Source organism: Streptomyces griseomycini (assembly GCF_014203535.1).
In the GTDB taxonomy this organism is placed as follows: Bacteria; Actinomycetota; Actinomycetes; order Streptomycetales; family Streptomycetaceae; genus Streptomyces; species Streptomyces griseomycini.
Genome location: NZ_JACHJI010000001.1, coordinates 348,638 through 364,594 on the forward strand (window position 1 = coordinate 348,638; position 15,957 = coordinate 364,594).

General features: G+C 72.7%; 12 protein-coding genes. 4 read left to right on the plus strand and 8 right to left on the minus strand.

Annotation, left to right across the window (positions count from 1 at the left end):
* Window positions 1-4: 4 nt before the first annotated feature.
* The 7 genes from murD to rsmH all read right to left on the minus strand — a co-directional run bounded on the left by murD (window position 5) and on the right by rsmH (window position 9,174).
* The gene (murD, locus tag FHS37_RS01600; RefSeq protein ID WP_184817168.1) at window positions 5-1,432 is read right to left on the minus strand and encodes a UDP-N-acetylmuramoyl-L-alanine--D-glutamate ligase; all 1,428 of its coding nucleotides are present in this window, start codon (window positions 1,430-1,432) and stop codon (window positions 5-7) included.
* A complete protein-coding gene (gene mraY / locus FHS37_RS01605; protein ID WP_184817169.1) occupies window positions 1,414-2,487 on the minus strand; it encodes a phospho-N-acetylmuramoyl-pentapeptide-transferase in 1,074 nt (357 codons plus the stop codon). The genes murD and mraY overlap by 19 nt, the downstream gene beginning before the upstream one ends.
* Window positions 2,484-3,899 carry a UDP-N-acetylmuramoyl-tripeptide--D-alanyl-D-alanine ligase gene (locus FHS37_RS01610; RefSeq protein WP_184817170.1) on the minus strand — a complete coding sequence of 472 codons (1,416 nt, stop codon included), beginning with the start codon at window positions 3,897-3,899 and terminating at the stop codon, window positions 2,484-2,486. The genes mraY and FHS37_RS01610 overlap by 4 nt, the downstream gene beginning before the upstream one ends.
* Window positions 3,900-3,903: 4 nt before the next feature.
* The gene (locus tag FHS37_RS01615; RefSeq protein WP_184817171.1) at window positions 3,904-5,481 is read right to left on the minus strand and encodes a UDP-N-acetylmuramoyl-L-alanyl-D-glutamate--2,6-diaminopimelate ligase; all 1,578 of its coding nucleotides are present in this window, start codon (window positions 5,479-5,481) and stop codon (window positions 3,904-3,906) included.
* A 170-nt stretch (window positions 5,482-5,651) separates the two neighbouring features.
* Window positions 5,652-7,610 carry a peptidoglycan D,D-transpeptidase FtsI family protein gene (locus FHS37_RS01620; RefSeq protein ID WP_308439453.1) on the minus strand — a complete coding sequence of 653 codons (1,959 nt, stop codon included), beginning with the start codon at window positions 7,608-7,610 and terminating at the stop codon, window positions 5,652-5,654.
* A gap of 5 nt (window positions 7,611-7,615) precedes the next feature.
* Window positions 7,616-8,095 carry a cell division protein FtsL gene (gene ftsL / locus FHS37_RS01625; RefSeq protein WP_184817173.1) on the minus strand — a complete coding sequence of 160 codons (480 nt, stop codon included), beginning with the start codon at window positions 8,093-8,095 and terminating at the stop codon, window positions 7,616-7,618.
* Window positions 8,096-8,217: 122 nt separating this feature from the next.
* Window positions 8,218-9,174: a 16S rRNA (cytosine(1402)-N(4))-methyltransferase RsmH gene (gene rsmH, locus FHS37_RS01630; protein WP_184817174.1), complete on the minus strand. Its 957-nt coding sequence runs from the start codon at window positions 9,172-9,174 to the stop codon at window positions 8,218-8,220.
* Between the two features lie 419 nt (window positions 9,175-9,593).
* Between rsmH and FHS37_RS01635 the strand changes: the two genes are divergently transcribed.
* From FHS37_RS01635 to FHS37_RS01650, 4 genes are all read left to right on the plus strand, one after another.
* On the plus strand, window positions 9,594-10,142 hold the full coding sequence (locus FHS37_RS01635; RefSeq protein WP_184817175.1) for a beta-class carbonic anhydrase: 549 nt from the start codon (window positions 9,594-9,596) through the stop codon (window positions 10,140-10,142).
* A 269-nt stretch (window positions 10,143-10,411) separates the two neighbouring features.
* On the plus strand, window positions 10,412-11,449 hold the full coding sequence (locus tag FHS37_RS01640) for an AAA family ATPase (RefSeq protein ID WP_184817176.1): 1,038 nt from the start codon (window positions 10,412-10,414) through the stop codon (window positions 11,447-11,449).
* Window positions 11,449-12,810, plus strand: a complete 1,362-nt coding sequence (locus tag FHS37_RS01645; RefSeq protein WP_184817177.1) for a DUF58 domain-containing protein — start codon at window positions 11,449-11,451, stop codon at window positions 12,808-12,810. The genes FHS37_RS01640 and FHS37_RS01645 overlap by 1 nt, the downstream gene beginning before the upstream one ends.
* Window positions 12,811-12,857: 47 nt before the next feature.
* Complete coding sequence (locus FHS37_RS01650; protein WP_184817686.1) at window positions 12,858-15,197, plus strand: transglutaminase TgpA family protein; 2,340 nt, start codon at window positions 12,858-12,860, stop codon at window positions 15,195-15,197.
* A 220-nt stretch (window positions 15,198-15,417) separates the two neighbouring features.
* Here FHS37_RS01650 and FHS37_RS01655 read toward each other — a convergent pair whose 3' ends face one another.
* Window positions 15,418-15,819, minus strand: coding sequence for an SCO2097 family morphological protein (locus FHS37_RS01655; RefSeq protein ID WP_184817178.1), 402 nt, complete (start codon window positions 15,817-15,819; stop codon window positions 15,418-15,420).
* Window positions 15,820-15,957: the final 138 nt, after the last annotated feature.

Sequence of the window (15,957 nt, forward strand, 5' to 3'; positions counted from 1 at the left end):
CGGGTCAGGCACCGAGTTCGCGCACCGCCTGGGCGAACGCCTCACCGCGCCTGTTGTAGTTGGCGAACATGTCCATCGAGGCGCAGGCCGGGGCCAGCAGTACCGTGTCGCCGGGCCGTGCGAGCCGCTGCGCCTCCTGGACAGCCTGGAGCATCGCCCCAGTGTCGGTCCGCCCGAGGTCGACCACGGGTACTTCCGGGGCGTGTCGCGCGAGGGCTTCGCGGATCAGGGCGCGGTCCCGGCCGATCAGGACGGCGCCGCGCAGCCGCTTCGCCGCTCCCGCGACCAGTTCGTCGAAGGTCGCGCCCTTGGCCAGGCCGCCCGCGATCCACACGACCGACTCGTAGGCCGCCAACGAGGCTTCGGCGGCGTGCGTGTTGGTGGCCTTGGAGTCGTCGACGTAGGCGACGCCGTCCACGTCGGCCACGTGCGCGATGCGGTGGGCGTCCGGGGTGAAGGCCCGCAGGCCGTCCCGCACGGCCGTCGCGGGCACCCCGAAGGCGCGGGCGAGGGCGGCGGCCGCGAGGGCGTTGGCGATGTTGTGCGGGACCGGCGGATCGACGTCGGAGACCTCGGCGAGCTCCTGGGCGTTCTTGTGCCGGTTCTCGACGAAGGCGCGGTCGACCAGGATGCCGTCCACGACGCCGAGTTGGGAGGGACCCGGCGTGCCGAGGGTGAAGCCGATGGCGCGGCAGCCCTCCTCGACGTCGGCCTCGCGGACCAGGTCCTCGGTGGACGGTTTGCCGGTGGCATCGGCGTTGTAGACGCAGGCGACGCGATTGCCCTCGTAGATGCGCCCCTTGTCCCTGGCGTACGCCTCCATGGAGCCGTGCCAGTCGAGGTGGTCGGGGGCGAGGTTCAGCACCGCGGCCGAGTGGGCGCGCAGGGACGGCGCCCAGTGGAGCTGGTAGCTGGACAGCTCCACGGCGAGCACGTCGTACTCCTCCTCGCCGAGCACCGCGTCGAGCAGCGAGACGCCGATGTTGCCGACGGCCGCGGTGCGCAGGCCGGCCGCCTTCAGGATGGAGGCGAGCATCTGGACGGTGGTGGTCTTGCCGTTGGTGCCGGTGACCGCGAGCCAGGGCGCCGCGTCGGGCTTCCTGAGCCGCCAGGCGAGTTCGACGTCGCCCCACACCGGCACCCCGGCCTCGTCCGCCGCCGCGAAGAGCGGCTTGTCCGGACTCCATCCCGGGGCGGTGACGATCAGCTCGGTGCCTTCGGGCAGGGTCGCGCCGTCGCCGAGGCGGACGGTGACGCCGAGCGCCTCCAGTTCGGCGGCCTGCTCACGCGCGCGGGCGTCGTCGCCGTCGTTGACGACGGTGACCCTCGCGCCGAGCCCGTGCAGCACCTTGGCCGCCGGGACGCCGGAGACGCCGAGCCCGGCGACGGTGACGTTCTTCCCCTGCCAGTCGGTCACTTTTCCGCTGCCCATCCCGCGTAGAAGAGGCCCAGTCCGACGATCACACAGATGCCCTGGATGATCCAGAAGCGGACCACCACGAGGACCTCGGACCAGCCCTTGAGTTCGAAGTGATGCTGGAGCGGCGCCATCCGGAAGACCCGCTTCCCGGTGAGCCGGAAGGAGCCGACCTGGATGACCACCGACATGGTGATGAGGACGAACAGGCCGCCGAGGATGGCGAGCAGCAGCTCGGTGCGGGAGCAGATGGCGAGGCCCGCGAGCACGCCGCCGAGCGCCAGCGAACCGGTGTCGCCCATGAAGATCTTGGCCGGCGAGGTGTTCCACCACAGGAAGCCGAGGCAGGAGCCCATCAGTGCGGCGGAGACCACGGCGAGGTCGAGCGGGTCGCGCACCTCGTAGCAGGCGCCCGGGTTGGTCAGTTCCAGGGCGTTGGCGCACGACTCCTGGAACTGCCAGACGCCGATGAACGTGTAGGCGCCGAAGACGAGCACGGAGGCGCCGGTGGCCAGACCGTCCAGACCGTCGGTCAGGTTCACGCCGTTCGACATCGCGAGGATCATGAACAGCGCCCAGATCACGAACAGCACCGGGCCGATGGTCCAGCCGAAGTCCGTGATGAACGACAGCTTCGTGGAGGCCGGGGTGTTGCCGCGGGCGTCCGCGAACTGCAGCGAGAGCACCGCGAAGGCGATGCCGACGATCAGCTGGCCGGCCATCTTCGCCTTGGCCCGCAGACCCAGCGAACGCCGCTTGACGATCTTGATGTAGTCGTCCAGGAAGCCGACCATGCCCATGCCGACCATGAGGCCGAGCACCAGCAGCCCGGAGAAGGTCGGGGGTTTGCCGGTGATCACCTTGGACAGGAAGTAGGCGGCGACCGTCGCCAGGATGAAGGCGATGCCGCCCATGGTCGGCGTACCGCGCTTGCTGGCGTGCTCGCGCGGGCCGTCGTCACGGATGTACTGCCCGTACCCCTTGCGGGCGAGCAGCTTGATCAGCAGCGGGGTGCCGATCAGCGTCAGGAAGAGGCCAATGACTCCTGCGAACAGGATCTGATTCATCATCGGGCGGCGACCTCACCCTCGGCACCGGTCTCGAGCAGCGCCTGCGCCACGCTCTCGAGCCCGACCGAACGGGACGCCTTCACGAGTACGACGTCTCCCGGGCGCAACTCGCTGCGCAACAGGTCGACCGCCGCCTGTGCGTCGGACACGTGCACCGACTCCTCACCCCACGAACCCTCGTTATATGCGCCCAGTTGCAGCCAGGCGGCTTCCCTGCCCCCGACCGCGACGAGCTTGCTGACGTTGAGCCGGACGGCGAGCCGCCCGACCGCGTCGTGCTCGGCGAGCGCCTCGTCCCCGAGCTCGGCCATCTTGCCGAGCACCGCCCACGTACGGCGCCCCTTGCCCATGGCCGCCAGCGCGCGCAGCGCGGCCTTCATGGACTCGGGGTTCGCGTTGTAGGCGTCGTTGACGACCGTCACGCCGTCCGGGCGCTCGGTGACCTCCATCCGCCAGCGGGAGAGGGAGCCCGCCTCGGAGAGCGCGCGGGCGATCTCGTCTGCGGGCATGCCCAACTCGTGGGCGACGGCGGCCGCGGCGAGCGCGTTCGACACGTGATGCTCACCGTACAGGCGCATGGTCACATCAGATGCACCGGAGGGTGTGTGAAGCCTGAAAGAGGGCTGTCCGCTGTCCGTGAGTCGCACGTTCTCGGCCCGAACGTCCGCTTCGTCGGACTCTCCGAAGAGGATCACCTTCGCCTTCGTACGGGAGGCCATGGCCCGGACGAAGGGGTCGTCCGCGTTGAGGATCGCGGCGCCGCCCTCCTCGGCCGGGGGCAGGGCCTCGACCAGCTCGCCCTTCGCCTGCGCGATCTGCTCCCGGCCGCCGAACTCGCCGATGTGGGCGCTGCCGACGTTGAGGACGAGTCCGACCCTCGGGGGCGTCAGACCGGTGAGGTAGCGGATGTGGCCGATTCCGCGGGCGCCCATCTCCAGCACGAGGAACTTCGTCTCCTCGGTGGCCGTGAGGGCGGTGAGCGGCAGCCCGATCTCGTTGTTGAGCGAGCCGGGGGTGAAGACGGTCGGCGCCTTGCGCTGCAGCACCTGTGCGATGAGGTCCTTGGTGCTGGTCTTGCCGGCCGATCCGGTGAGCGCGACGAGGGTGGTGCCGAGCCGTCCGACGACGTGCCGGGCGAGGGCGCCGAGGGCCGCCTGGACGTCCTCGACGACGATCGCGGGCACGCCGACCGGGCGGGAGGCGAGCACGGCCACCGCGCCCGCCTCGACGACCCGGGCCGCGAAGTCGTGGCCGTCGACGCGCTCGCCGACGAAGGCGACGAAGAGGCTGCCCGGCCCCGCCTCCCGTGAGTCCCGGACGACCGGTCCGGTGACCTGGACGGAGGGGTCCGGTATGTCGTGCGTCTGCCCGCCGACGACTTCTGCGATCTCGGCGAGGGAGAGGGCGATCACAAGTTCATCCCTGGGTCTTCTTGATGGCTTCGCGAAGCACTTGGCGGTCGTCGAAGGGACGCACCACCCCGGCGATGTCCTGCCCCTGCTCGTGGCCCTTGCCCGCGACCAGCACGGTGTCACCGGGCTGCGCCCGGGCCACGGCGGCGGCGATCGCGGCGGCCCGGTCCTCGAAGACCTGCACCTCGCCGCGCTCGTGGGCGGGGACGGAGGCCGCGCCCTGGAGCATGGTGGCGAGGATCGCGAGGGGGTCCTCGGAGCGGGGGTTGTCGGAGGTCAGTACGGCGGTGTCGGCGAGCCGCGCCGCGGCGGCGCCCATGGGGGCGCGCTTGGTGGTGTCGCGGTCGCCGCCGCAGCCGAGCACGACGTGCACCTTGCCCTCGGTGACCCTGCGCAGGGCGCGCAGCACCGATTCCACGGCGTCGGTCTTGTGGGCGTAGTCGACCACCGCGAGGTACGGCTGCCCGGCGTCCACGCGCTCCAGCCGGCCCGGCACGCCCGGGACGGCGGCGATGCCGTCGGCGGCGGCCTGCGCGTCGAGGCCGGCTGCGGCCAGCGCGACGATCGCGGCGAGGGTGTTGGCCACGTTGAAGGGGCCCGGCAGCGGCGACCGGGCGGCGATCCGCTCGTCCTCGGGGCCGATCACGGTGAACGTCGAGTCCATGGGGCCGACCTTCACGTCCTCGGCGCGCCAGTCGGCGTCGGGGTGGCCCTCGGCGGAGTAGGTGACGACCGGGACGCCGGCCTCCCTGGCGAGGCGGCGGCCGTACTCGTCGTCGGCGTTGACCACGCCGAGCCTGCTGCGTTCCGGCGTGAACAGCTGCGCCTTGGCCCGGAAGTAGTCCTCCATGTCGGAGTGGAACTCCATGTGCTCCGGGCTGAGGTTGGTGAAGACGGCGATGTCGAAGACGCAGCCGTCGACCCGGCCGAGGACCAGGGCGTGGCTGGAGACCTCCATGGCGACCGCGTCGGTGCCGCGTTCGCGCATGACGGCGAACAGCGCCTGCAGGTCGGTTGCCTCGGGCGTGGTGCGCTCGGACTTGATGCGCTCGTCGCCGATGCGCATCTCGACGGTGCCGATGAGCCCCACCCGTCGCCCACCACCGCCCTCAACCGACGGCGCTGCGCGCCGGCCCCCCTCGTCCGTGCTGCGGACGGCCTTCAGGCCGCCCTCGACGAGGTACGCGGTGGTGGTCTTGCCGGAGGTGCCGGTGATGCCGATCTGGAGCAGATCGCGGCCCGGGTGGCCGTAGATGGTCGCCGCCAGCTCGCCCATCCGCGCGCGGGGGTCGTCGACCACCAGCGCGGGCAGTCCGGCCGCGGCGACGCGCTCGGCGCCGGCCGGGTCGGTCAGCACGGCGACCGCGCCGAGGCCGGCGGCCTGGGTGACGAAGTCGGCGCCGTGGGCGCGGGCGCCGGGGAGGGCGGCGTACAGGTCACCGGGGCGGACGGCGCGCGAGTCATGGGTGATGCCCGTGACCTCGACGGTCCGCTCCGGCGCGGGGGCACCCAGCTGGTCGGCGAGCTCCGCGAGGGGTGTGGCGGAGACCTGCACCGGCCGGGGCGGTCCCGGATATGTCACGGGGTGGCCCTTCTGGGTGGTTTGGGACTGATCAGCGTGTGGCACGGCGGTGAGCGTACCGGGCCCACCGGCCGGGGGGCCAAGCGAGGGGCCGGGGGTGTTCTGGTTCCCGGGGTCGGGGGTGATCGTCGTCACGGGGTGGTTCCTGGTGGCTCGGTGCTCGGTACGGGTCAGGGCTTGAAGGTGACCGGGAGGGCGGCCGGTGCGGCGCCGGTCGGCGGCACCTGGAGCGTCTTCAGGGCGAACTCCATGACCTGCTTGTAGACGGGTCCGCAGATCTGGCCGCCGAAGTAGCTGCCCTCGGTGGCGTTCTGGATGACGCAGTAGACGGTGATCCGGGGCTTGTCGGCGGGGGCGAACCCGGCGAAGGACGAGGTGTACCCGTGGTACTTGCCGGTGGCCGGATCCACGCGGTTGGCCGTACCCGTCTTCCCCGCGACCCGGTACCCCGGGATGCGCGCCTTGGTGCCGGTGCCCTCCTCGTCGTCCACGACCGACTCCAGCATCCGGGCGAGCGTCTTCGCCGTCTTCTCGCTGACGACCCGGGTCTCCTCGGGCTTCGGGGCGGGGGTGAAGCGTCCGTCGGGCCCCTTGGAGCCGCGTACGAGCGTGGGCTCGACACGGACGCCGCCGTTGGCGATGGTCGAGTAGACGGAGGCGGCCTGCATGGCGTTGACGGACACGCCCTGGCCGAAAGGAATCGTGTACTGCTGTGAGGTCGACCAGGTGTCGGGCGGGGCGAGGATGCCCTTCGTCTCGCCGGGGAAGCCGAGCCCGGTGTGGCTGCCGAGGCCGAACGCGCGCAGGTAGTCGTACAGGACCTTGTTGGCCTGGGCCTGGGTCTTGCCGAGCTGGCCGGTGGCGAGGATGGTGCCGATGTTGCTGGACTTGGCGAGCACCCCGTTGAGCGTCAGGTACCAGGTCGGGTGGTCGATGTCGTCCTTGAACAGCCGGTCGCCGCGGTGCAGCCGGTTGGGCACGACGACATGGGTGCCGGGTGTGGCGGCGTTCTCCTCGAGGACCGCCGCCATCGACAGCACCTTGGCGGTGGAGCCGGGTTCGAAGGCGTCCTGGACGGCCGCGTTGCCGAGCGCCGCCGGATCGGCCTCGGAGAGGCTGTTGGGGTCGAACCCGGGCGCGTTGGCCATCGCGAGGACCTCGCCGGTGCGGGTGTCCTGGACGATGACGTAGCCGCGGTCCGCCGCGGACTCCTCCACCTGCTTGCTGATGGCGTTCTGCGCGGCCCACTGGATGTCGCGGTCGATGGTGAGCTCGATGTCGCTGCCGGGCACGGCCGGGGTCTCGGTGGAGCCCACGGTCGGGACGAGCCGGCCGCCGGACTGGGCGTAGCGGATCTTGCCGTCCTTGCCGGCGAGCCGCTTGTCCAGCTGGAGCTCGATGCCGCCGCCGCCCCTGCCCTCGGCGTTGACCCAGCCCAGTATCCCGGCGGCGAGCTCGTTGTTGGGGTACACCCGCTTGCTGGTGGGCACGGAGAAGACACCGGCGAGGACGTTGGCCGCGGACTCGTCGCTCTCCGCCTTCTTCGCCAGCGCCGACTTCAGGTCCTTGATCTGCTTCCAGACCTGCGGGGTCTGGCGGCCGGCCAGTTTGACGTAGCGCAGGGCCTCGTTCTCGGGGCGCAGCTTCTCGACCAGCTCGTCCTGGTCCTGGCCGAGGATCGGGGAGAGGAGGGCCGCGGCCTGTTCGGGGCCGTCGGCGATCTCCAGCTCGTCCGGGGTGAACATCGTGGGGTCGGCCGTGATGTCGTAGGCGTCCTCGCTGGTCGCCAGGGCCACGCCGTTGCGGTCGGTGATCTCGCCGCGTTCGGCGGCCAGCACCTGGCCCACGTAGCGGTTCTGCTCGGCCTTGGCGGCGTACGTGCTCGCGTCGACCGCCTGCACCTGGAACAGGCGTACGACGAAGGCGAGCAGGACCAGGGTCAGGGCCACGCCGACCAGGCGCAGACGGGGGCGCGGGCTGCCCAGCCGGATGGTCTTCGGGGCTCCGGGACGGGGCGGGCCGGGGCGGCGGGCCGGGCGGGCGCCGGGCCCGGGGCGCTGCCCGGTGCCCGGACGGGCGGGCCGGGCGGGTCCGGGCACCCGGCGGCGGGGCGGTTCCCTGTCGGACACTTCCGTCACCTGCCGGGAGTCGCTGAGGGGGCGGGGGCCGGGGGCGCGGCCTCCGGGGCGGGGGGCGGGACCGTCGCGGTGGCCGGTGCCCCGGGGGCGGGGACCGGGGGGACACGGACGGCGGAGGCGGGGCTGGGAACGCCCCTGGTCTTTCCGTCGGGGCCGAGGAAGGCGGGGGCGCCGCCGGGCACCATGCCGAGCTCGCGGGCGCGGCGCTGGAGGGCGTCGGGGGCGGAGTAGGCGTCGATGTCCCGCTGCAGGGCCTGTTCCTCGTCGGTGAGGTTCTTGGTCTCCCGCTGGAGGTCGTCGAGCTGGAAGGCGCCCTCGCTGAGGGCGGAGTTCAGCACCAGGAGGCCGATCAGGCCGCCGCCGAGGAGCAGGACGACGAGGAGGACGAAGGGGGTGCGCGCCGCCTGGGCGCGTCCGGTGGGGAGGAGCTGCGCGAGACGGGCCGCCCTCCCCTTCAGTTCGGGTTTCCTACTCACTCACGCTCCCCTGAGTTCGCTCTTCCCGCCCGCACAGCCGGTCCGTCACCCGCCTCGCTCATGCGCGCCTCACTCCTCACGCGCCCGGGCACCCGCGGGCGCTTCGCGGCGTCCCGTCCGCCTCACTCGAGATCCTCCCGGATCCGCTGGGCGCCGCGCAGCCGCGCGGGGGCCGCACGGCGGTTCTCGGCGATCTCCTCCTCGGTGGGGAGTTCGGCACCGCGCGTGAGCAGCTTGAGCCGGGGCTGGTAGCGCTCGGGGACGACCGGCAGCCCGGGCGGCGCGGTGGTGGCGGCACCCGCCGCGAACACCTGCTTGACCAGCCGGTCCTCCAGGGAGTGGTACGACAGCACGGCGATCCGGCCGTCCACGTCGAGGGCCTTCACGGCGGCCGGGATCGCCCGCTCCAGTACCGAGAGCTCGCCGTTGACCTCGATCCGCAGGGCCTGGAAGGTGCGCTTGGCCGGGTTGCCGCCGGTGCGCTTGGCGGCCTGCGGCAGCGCGTCCCGGATCAGCTCGACCAGGCGGGCGCTGTGTGTGAACGGTTCCTTCTCGCGCTCCCGCACGATCGCGGCCACGATCCGCTTGGCCTGCTTCTCCTCGCCGTAGGCGCGCAGGATGCGGACGAGTTCGCCGGGCGGGTAGGTGTTGAGGACCTCGGCGGCGCTGACGCCGGTCGTCTGGTCCATGCGCATGTCGAGCGGGGCGTCCTGGGCGTAGGCGAAGCCGCGGTCGGCCTCGTCGAGCTGCATGGAGGACACCCCGAGGTCGAACAGGACGCCCTGGACGCGCAGGACGCCGAGCCGGGCGAGGACGTCGGGGAGCTCGTCGTAGACGGCGTGCACCAGGGTGGCCCGCTCGCCGTAGGGGGCGAGCCGCTCACCGGACAGGCGCAGGGCCTCCTTGTCGCGGTCCAGGGCGACGAGCCGCGCCTCGGGGAACCGCCGGAGCAGGGCCTCGCTGTGGCCGCCGAGGCCGAGGGTGCAGTCGACGACCACCGCTCCCGGCCGCTCCAGGGCGGGTGCCAACAGGTCCAGGCACCGCTGGAGCATCACCGGGACGTGTCGACTCTGACTCAAGGGGCCCTCTCAGGTCCGACGCGGCCGCGGCGCACCGCCGGGTCCCCGCCCTCCCCCGGTGAAGGGGCGGCCGACCGGCGCCGGAAGCGTCAGCCGGCCGGAACGGAAGGAGGCCGAGCCGTACGTACGCGCCGCGTACGCGGGGAGACCCGCGAGCTCTCGCCGGGGTCTTGGGAAAACAGTGCAGCGGATGGTCTCGCCTCCCGCTTCGCGTCACTTTAGTCCACGGTGTCGCCCGGTCAATCAACCGGCCTGCGCGTCGCGATCCGCCCCGCGGGTCAAGACGCGCACCGGGTGAAATCACCCGTAGGAGGGGACCCACATCACTCCTGTGGGTTACCTCACACCTGGGTTCGATGACGTTCTTTGTCCCTTCTCACAGCGGGCCCCGTTCCCGTGCGGCCAGTAACGTCATGAGTATGACGACTTCTGCATCGGTCCCCGCCGGCTCCGGTAGCGCCGCCGTCGGCCACGGCACGGTCACCGACCGCCTGGTCGAGGCCAACCAGCGGTACGCCTCCGCGTTCGCCGATCCCGGGATGGACGCCCGGCCGGTGCTGCACGTCGCCGTGGTGGCCTGCATGGACGCCCGGCTCGACCTGCACGCCGCGCTCGGCCTCCAGCTGGGCGACTGCCACACCATCCGCAACGCGGGCGGGGTCGTCACCGACGACGTGATCCGCTCGCTGACCATCAGCCAGCGGGCGCTCGGCACCCGCAGCGTGGTCCTCATCCACCACACCGGCTGCGGCCTGGAGTCCCTCACCGAGGAGTTCCGGCACGACCTGGAGATGGAGGTGGGCCAGCGCCCCGCCTGGGCCGTGGAGGCCTTCCGGGACGTCGACCAGGACGTGCGCCAGTCGATGGCGCGCGTGCGCACCTCGCCGTTCCTGCTGCACACCGACGACGTGCGCGGTTTCGTCTTCGACGTGAAGACCGGTCTGCTGCGCGAGATCGACCCCGCCTGACCCGTCCGGTCCTGCCGCCCGCCCCGACGATCACCCGCGCCCCGGGGTCCGCAAAGGTCGCAGGAACCGACATATCGCCGCCGGTTGTCCACAGGCGAGTGACACGAATCGGTAACGGCGGCAAGAATGCGGGAGTGGTGTCACGCGGAACTTTTCCCGCGCGGCGTCCGTGATTCGGGGTGGGCCGGGCCGCACAGCAAGGCGTCGGCCCGGAACATTTGGGGTTCCCCGCCCTTTTCGGGGCGTGGGGAAAGGCCGAGGAGGGCCGGGTGACGACCTATGACGATCGAGCGAGCCTCACTGATCTGACCGCCGTGGTGGAGCGCGTGCGGGGGTCGGTGGAAGGCGTGATCGAGGGCAAGCCCGAGGTCGTACGGCTCTCGCTGACCGTACTGCTCGCCGAGGGACACCTGCTCATCGAGGACGTCCCGGGCGTCGGCAAGACGATGCTGGCCAAGGCACTGGCGCGGTCCATCGACTGCTCGGTGCGGCGGATCCAGTTCACGCCGGACCTGCTGCCCTCGGACATCACCGGTGTGTCCATCTGGGACCAGCAGCGCCGCGACTTCGAGTTCAAGCCGGGCGCCATCTTCGCGCAGGTGGTGATCGGCGACGAGATCAACCGCGCGTCGCCGAAGACGCAGTCCGCGCTGCTGGAGTCGATGGAGGAGCGCCAGGTCACCATCGACGGCAAGACCTACGAGCTGCCCAGCCCCTTCATGGTGGTGGCGACGCAGAACCCGGTCGAGATGGAGGGCACCTACCCGCTGCCGGAGGCCCAGCGCGACCGTTTCATGGCCCGCGTCTCGGTCGGTTACCCGAGCGCGGAGGCCGAGCTGCAGATGCTGGACGTGCACGGCGGCGTCTCCCCGCTGGAGGACCTCCAGCCGGTGGCGCACGCGCACGAGATCGTGAAGCTGATCGAGGCGGTGCGCGGCGTCCACGTCGCCGAGCCGGTGCGCCGGTACGCGGTGGACCTGGTCGCCGCCACCCGCACGCACCCCGACCTCAGACTCGGCGCCTCCCCGCGCGCGACGCTGCATCTGCTGCGCGCGGCGAAGGCGTCCGCGGCCCTGAGCGGCCGGGAGTACGCACTGCCGGACGACGTGCAGGCGCTCGCCGTGGCCGTGCTCGCCCACCGGCTGCTGCCCACCGCGCAGGCCCAGCTCAACCGCCGTACCGCGGAGCAGGTGGTGCAGGAGATCCTGCAGCGCACCCCGGTGCCCGCGGCGGCCCCGCAGCAGAGCGGCTTCGGCCTGGGCCGCGGCGGCCCGGGCTACGGCCAGCAGCCGCCCCGGAGGCTGTGATGACCGGCGCGGGCGCCGTCCACGACGAGGGCGACCGGGACGGCAGGAGCGGTGTCCGGACGGCTCTGGCCGGACTGACCACCCGCGGGCGCTCCTTCCTGGCCGCCGGCGTGGCCGCCGCGATCTGCGCGTACGTGCTGGGGCAGAGCGATCTGCTGCGGGTCGGGCTGCTGCTGGCGGTGCTGCCGCTGGTGTGCGCGGCCGTGCTGTACCGCACCCGTTACCGGGTCGCCGGCAGCCGCCGTCTCTCCCCCGGGCGGGTGCCGGCCGGCTCCGAGGCACGGGTGCACCTGCGGATGGACAACGTCTCGCGGCTGCCCACGGGCCTGCTGATGCTCCAGGACCGGGTGCCGTACGTGCTCGGCCCGCGTCCCCGGTTCGTGCTGGACCGGGTGGAGGCGGGTGGCCGCCGCGAGGTGTCCTACCGGGTCCGCTCCGATCTGCGCGGCCGCTATCCGCTGGGTCCGTTGCAGCTGCGCCTGTCCGACCCGTTCGGGATGTGCGAGCTGACCCGGTCCTTCTCCACGTACGACACGCTGACGGTGATACCGCGCGTGGAGCCGCTGCCGCCGGTGCGGCTGAGCGGTGAGGCGAAGGGGTACGGCGACGGGCGGCAGCGGTCGCTGGCGCTGGCCGGCGAGGACGACGTGATCCCTCGCGGGTACCGCTACGGCGACGATCTGCGCCGCGTGCACTGGCGCTCCACCGCGCGCTACGGCGAGCTGATGGTGCGCCGCGAGGAGCAGCCGCAGCGCGCCCGCTGCACGGTGCTGCTGGACACCCGTGCCGTCGCCTACGAGGGAGCGGGCCCGGACTCGGCGTTCGAGTGGGCGGTGTCGGGGACGGCCTCCGTGCTGGTGCACATGCTGGAGCGCGGTTTCTCGGTGCGGCTGCTGACCGACACCGGCACCTCGGTGCCCGGCGAGGGTTCCGACGGGTTCGCGGGGGTGAACCAGGAGTCGGCGGACGCGGCCGGGCTGATGATGGACACCCTCGCCGTGGTGGACCATTCCGACGAGGCGGGCCTGTCCCGCGCCTACGACGTGCTGCGCGGCGGGAACGAGGGGCTGCTGGTCGCCTTCCTCGGCGACCTCGACGAGGAGCAGGCCGCGGTCCTCGCCCGGATGCGGCAGCGCAGCGGGGGCGCCCTCGCCTTCCTGCTGGACAGCGGGACCTGGCTGCGGGAACCGGCCGACGTGCCCGGTCCGTTGGACAGGAGCGGGGAGCGGCTGCGGATGCTGCGCGAGGCGGGCTGGACGGCCCTGGCGGTGCCGCGGGGCGCCTCGCTGGACGAGCTGTGGCGGCAGGCGGACCGGGAGCGCTCGGGCCTGGCCGCGACGAGCGGTGGGGAGGGACCGTGATCAGCGGGCGGGCAAGGCTGGCGCTGGCCGCATGGGCGGCCACGCTGATGGCGGCGTGCGCACTGCTGCCGCTGGTCGATCCGCCCCTGTGGATCCTCCAGGCGGCGTTCGTCCTGGCGGTGCAGTCGGGCGTGGGCGCGGCGGCCCGCCGGGTACCGCTGGCACGTGCGCTGACGGTGGCGGCGCAGGCGCTCGTCACCCTGCTGCTGCTGACCCTGCTGTTCGCGCGTGAGCACGCCCTCGCCGGACTGATACCCGGCCCGGACGCCTTCCGGCACTTCGCCGAACTGCTGGAGCGGGGCGGGGACGACGTCAGCCGGTACGCGATCCCGGCGCCGCTGTCCGACGGCATCCGGCTGATGCTGATCGGCGGTGTCCTGGTGATCGGGCTGCTGGTGGACACCCTCGCGGTGACCTTCCGCAGCGCGGCCCCGGCCGGTCTTCCGCTGCTCGCCCTGTACTCCGTGGCCGCGGGGCTGTCCGACGACGGCCTCGCCTGGCTGTGGTTCCTGCTGGCGGCGGCCGGTTATCTGATGCTGCTGCTCGCCGAGGGGCGGGACCGGCTCTCCCAGTGGGGGCGGGTCTTCGCCGGGGCGGCACGCGGCCCGGGCGGGGAACCGGCCGGGGCCGCCGCACCGGTGCGCACCGGCCGGCGGATCGGGGCGGTCGCGCTGGGCATCGCCCTGGTGGTGCCGCTCGGCCTGCCCGCGATGAACGGCGGTCTGCTGGACCCCTCCGGTACGGGCGTCGGCTCGGGCACCGGCTCGGGCGGCACCATCTCGGCGGTGAACCCGCTGGTGTCGCTGCGCGACTCGCTGAACGTGGAGGAGGACCGCCAGGTCATGTCGGTCCGCTCCGAGACGGCGAACGTCTCGGACCTGTACCTGCGGATCGTGTCCCTGGACGACTTCGACGGCACCACCTGGAAGCCGTCCAAGCGTTCCATCACCACCGTGCCCGAGGGCGCGTTCCCGACCCCGACGGGGCTCGGCCCCGACGTCAGGCGCACGGAGGTCGACACGACGATCTCGACCGCCGACTGGTACGGCCAGGACTGGCTGCCGATGCCGTACCCGCCGAGCGGGGTGAGCGTCGGGGGCGAGTGGCGCTACGAGCCGGTCGGCATGACGCTGGTCGGCGACCACGGCCAGAACACGCGCGGTCTGACGTACGAGGTGCGCAGCCTCGACGTGCAGCCCACGCCGGAGCAGTTGGCCGACGCCCCGGAGCCGCCACCCGCCCTGGAGCGCGAGTACACCGAGCTGCCCGATTCGCTGCCGGCCGTGGTGTCCCGGACCGCCCGTGAGGTCACCGCGGGCGCGGACAACGCCTACGACCAGGCGGTCGCGCTCCAGGAGTACTTCACGCTGAACGGCGGTTTCGAGTACGACACCGAGGTGGACGTCGGCAGCGGTTCACAGGCGATCGCCCGCTTCCTGCGGGACAGGCAGGGCTTCTGCGTGCACTTCTCCTTCGCGATGGCGTCGATGGCCCGCTCCCTGGGCATACCGGCGCGGGTCGCCGTGGGCTTCGCGCCCGGCACCCCGCAGCTGGACGGCACGATCACGGTCGGGCTGCGGGACGCGCACGCCTGGCCGGAGCTGTACTTCGAGGGCGTGGGCTGGACCCGCTTCGAGCCGACCCCGTCCCGCGGTTCGGTGCCGCCCTACACCGTTCCGGAGGCCGCGGACAGCACGCTGCCCGACCCGTCCCTGCCGTCCCGGGCCGCGCCCTCGGAGCCGTCCGCCGCTCCTTCGGAGAGCGAGAGCTGCTCGGCGGAGCGGAGGAAGCTGGGGGCGTGCGGGAGCGAGTCGCCGCAGGCGGCGCCCCTCACGGGGGACGACGGACCGAAGTGGTCCGCGCTGCTGGTGTGGACGCTGGCCGGTCTCGCCGTCCTGGTGCTGCCGCTGACGCCGATGCTGTGGCGGATGCGGACCCGGGCGGTGCGCCTGGGTGCGCACGGCCGCTCGGAGGCGGACGCGGCGCCGCACGTCCTGGCCCTCTGGGACGAGCTGAGCGACACGGCGTGGGACCACGGCATCCCGCCGGACGAGTCGCTGACCCCGCGCAAGGCGGCCGCCCGGATCGTGCGGCTCGGACATCTCGACCAGGCCGCGGCGGCCTCGGTGCACCGGGTGGCCGATGCGGTCGAGCAGGTCCTGTACGCGCCGCGGCCGCGGCCGACGGCGGGTCTGACGGACGACGTGCGCCGGGTGATCGACTCCCTGCGGTCCGCGGCCGGCCGGGGCACGCGACTGCGCGCGCTGTTCGCCCCGCGCTCCACCGCGCGCGTGGTGTGGGCGGTGTCGGACCGGTGGTCCGGCATCCGGGAACGGGTCCTCGCGATGCGGCCGACGGGGCGGAAGCCGTCGCGGCAGCAGGGCTGAGCCCGGCCCGCGGGAGGAGGGCGGGACCAGGAGAGCCGACAGGGAAGGACGGGCGAGGGGCGGGACGGCTTCGGCCGGTCCGCCCCTCGCCCGTTCGCGGCCGTGCTCGCGTCAGGCATGCGTCAGGGGTCAGGACATGCGTCAGGGGGGTGACCACCGGATCGGTGGTCACCCCCCTGACGCATGTCCTCAGCCGTCCCCTGGAGGGCGGTGCGGAAGGCTAATGGCCGCCCTGTTCGTCGCGACGGCGCTGCCAGCGCTCCTCTATGCGGTCCATCATGGAGCGCCGCTGCCTGCCCTGACGGCCGGCCTGGGGGGCACCCGGGGCACCGACGGCCTGCTCGCCCGGCTTGGGTGCCTTGCGCCAGCCGGTCACCGCGAGGACCGCGCATCCCAGCATCACGAGGAATCCCACGACGCTGAGCCAGACCTGCTGGGCGACCATACCTGCCATGAGGAGCGCAATACCCACGAGGAAGCCCGCGACCGCCTGGTAGACCCGCCGCCGGGTGTACGTACGCAGCCCGCTTCCCTCAAGCGCCGACGCGAACTTGGGATCTTCGGCGTACAGCGCTCGCTCCATTTGCTCGAGCATGCGCTGCTCGTGCTCCGAGAGCGGCACGGAGTCCTCCTCATCGTGCAGTCGCCGGGGCGACCCGGGGGGTCCCTTCAGGATAGGCAGGGAATCGCCCCCGTGAAACCCGCCCCTCTGCGCCAATTGGCCAACCGGAATCCGCCATGGACGTCCCGGTCCGCTGAG